The sequence below is a fragment of the Burkholderia sp. genome (assembly GCF_018375725.1).
Taxonomy (GTDB): domain Bacteria; phylum Pseudomonadota; class Gammaproteobacteria; order Burkholderiales; family Burkholderiaceae; genus Burkholderia.
In genome coordinates this window covers 1-3,068 of the sequence record NZ_JAHACR010000405.1, presented here as the reverse complement: position 1 = coordinate 3,068, position 3,068 = coordinate 1, and the positions used below count along the sequence as shown (strand labels likewise).

Genomic DNA, 3,068 nt, shown 5'->3' with positions numbered 1-3,068 from the left:
ATCTAGGCAAGCACCGCGCAATGGGCGTCGATGGCCAGCGCGACGCCAGCCGGCATCGTGCGATCCGCCGCGCCGCTTGCTGCGACTGCTGCGACTGCTGCGACTGCAATGGAGCGTGCCGCATATTCGCCGCTGTCCGCTACACCAGCCGACCTGACGCCCACGGCGCAGCAACAAGATACGGATACGCATCGCGACAGCTTTGAAAACGGCACGGTCGCGTCGATCGTCCAGCCAGCCGCGGACGCGGACGTCTGGCACGATATCGCGCCGGCCAACGCAAGCGCACACGTCGCGGACAGTCCGGAAAACGAAAACGTGATCGAGTGGGATAAGGTTGTCGCACCTGTCGTGGAGCCTGTTGCCGGCCCGATCACGGAAACGGCGGCGCCGGATCCGCGTACCGCCGACATATCGAACGCGAGCACGGTTTGCGCCGACGTCACGGGCACGTGCGAAATCGAAGACACCGCGCCTGTGGTCGAAGTCCTGAATGCGGCGATGCTCGATGCGTCGCCTGCACTCGGTCAGGAATCCGCTACATCGCATGTCAGCGCGGCAAGCCGTCTTGCACCTTGGGAAGACGAGGCCGACGATGCGTCGGCGCCGGTCTCCATTGCAACCGCCATGGCGATCGGCACGCCCGCGATCGAGCCGAATGCAATCGACGCCAGCGTGGCGGCGAACGCTGCATCGACCGTCGACGCACCTGAAACCGCGAATATCGCCTTGACGCCCACCGCAACCGCGCACCTCGGCGCCGCGATTTCCGAAGCAGCGGATCTCGCGACGGCCATCGGTTCAGCAAACGCCGAAGCGCATTCGTCAGCCGCGTCTGTTGTGGAGACGAGCAGCACCGACGATGATCCGCAAGAAAGTCCGGTCATCCACGCCGCCTCCGAAGCAATGACGCACGTCGAAGCTCCCGTCGTTCTGGCTGAGTTGGCAGCAAGCGCCGCGAACCATGCTCCGGCAGCTGTCGTTGCTGCGATGCCTCACACGGCCCCGGCATCGCAGCCTGCGGTTTCGGCTGTCGCCGTCCTGTCGTCGGGTACGGCAGGCAATGCGAACGTCGCGCCGTTCGCAGCAGAGCAACATGCTGAAGCTCGACCGGTGATGACTTCGCCTGCAAGCGTATTCGTACCGGGATCAGCAATCGCACCTGCGACTGACACGCCGATGCAGCCGACCGTAGCAGAACCTGCTCCAACGGCTGCGGCTGCCTCGACGCCAAACCCAACGCCTTCGCCTTCGCCTTCGCCTTCGCCTTCGCCTTCGCCTTCGCCTTCGCCGGCACCGGCACCGGCACCAACGCTCGCATCCACATCGTCATTCGCGACGCCTGCGTACATCGCCCACGCGATGCCCGCGCCCGGTGCGACACCGCAGCGACCTGTCGCGAGCACCCCGATTCCGCCGGCGTCGACGTCCACCTCGATCCCCGCGACTTCCACCTTCGTCGTCTCGCAAGCGGCCATCCATCCGGTTAGCGGAGTCGCACCGCTCGGTGCGCCGGCAGTCTCCGGCACGTTCACTGCACCGTCGTCCGCGATTGCGTCGCCCTTTGCCGCTGGCGTATCCGGCATGCCCGCCGCACCTGCTGCCGCGATCGCCCCCGCAGCAACCGCAGTCACGCCCGCCCCGGCCGCGACGGCCTCCGCGCCGTTCGCGCCCGCGACCGACGTCGTCCCCATCGACGCCGCCCCCGCCGCGCCTCCCGCACGCCAGCCACGGCCGAACGCGTTCGAATTCCACGCGCCCGCGGCATCCAACGTCGAGTTGCCGTCGCTCGATCTGCTCGAACCCGCATCCGGCGATATCGAAACGATCACCGAAGAGCATCTGGCCCGGACCGGCCAGATCATCGAGCAGCGCCTGCAGGAATTCAAGGTTCCGGTCACGGTCGTCGGCGCATCCGCCGGCCCGGTGATCACGCGCTTCGAGATCGAGCCCGCGCTCGGCGTGCGCGGCAGCCAGATCGTCGGCCTGATGAAGGATCTGTCGCGCGGCCTCGGCCTCACGTCGATCCGCGTCGTCGAGACGATTCCCGGCAAGACCTGCATGGGCCTCGAACTGCCCAACGCGAAGCGCCAGATGATCCGCCTGTCGGAAATCCTCGCATCGCGCGCCTACCAGCACTCGGCCTCGCAGCTCACGATCGCGATGGGCAAGGACATCACCGGCCACCCAGTCGTCACCGATCTCGCGAAAGCGCCGCACATGCTCGTCGCCGGCACCACCGGCTCGGGCAAGTCGGTCGCGATCAACGCGATGATCCTGTCGTTGCTGTACAAGGCGACGCCCGAGGAAGTGCGGCTCATCATGATCGACCCGAAGATGCTCGAGCTGTCGGTCTACGAAGGCATTCCGCATCTGCTCGCACCGGTCGTCACCGACATGAAGCTCGCCGCGAACGCGCTCAACTGGTGCGTCGGCGAGATGGAAAAGCGCTACCGCCTGATGTCGGCCGTCGGCGTGCGCAACCTCGCGGGCTTCAACCAGAAGATCCGCGACGCCGAGGCGAAGGAAAAGAAGATCGGCAACCCGTTCTCGCTCACGCCGGACGATCCCGAGCCGCTGTCGACCCTGCCGCTGATCGTCGTCGTGATCGACGAGCTGGCCGACCTGATGATGGTCGCCGGCAAGAAGATCGAGGAACTGATCGCGCGGCTCGCGCAGAAGGCCCGCGCGGCAGGCATCCACCTGATCCTCGCGACCCAGCGTCCGTCGGTCGACGTGATCACCGGGCTCATCAAGGCGAACATCCCGACGCGCGTCGCGTTCCAGGTGTCGTCGAAGATCGACTCGCGCACGATTCTCGACCAGATGGGCGCGGAATCGCTGCTCGGCCAGGGCGACATGCTGTTCCTGCCGCCCGGCACCGGCTATCCGCAGCGCGTGCACGGCGCGTTCGTCGCCGACGAGGAAGTGCACCGGATCGTCGAATACCTGAAGCAGTTCGGCGAGCCGCAGTACGAGGAAGGGATTCTCGACGGCCCGGCCGCCGAGGGCGCCGCGCAGGACCTGTTCGGCGAAACGCCGGACGCCGAGGCGGATCCGCTGTACGA

The 3,068-nt window shown here is 66.7% G+C and carries 1 pseudogene; it reads left to right on the top strand.

From position 1 onward, the window contains the following. Positions 1 to 63 precede the first annotated feature (63 nt). A pseudogene (locus tag KH616_RS23515) lies at positions 64 to 3,068 on the top strand (DNA translocase FtsK); the annotation flags it as partial.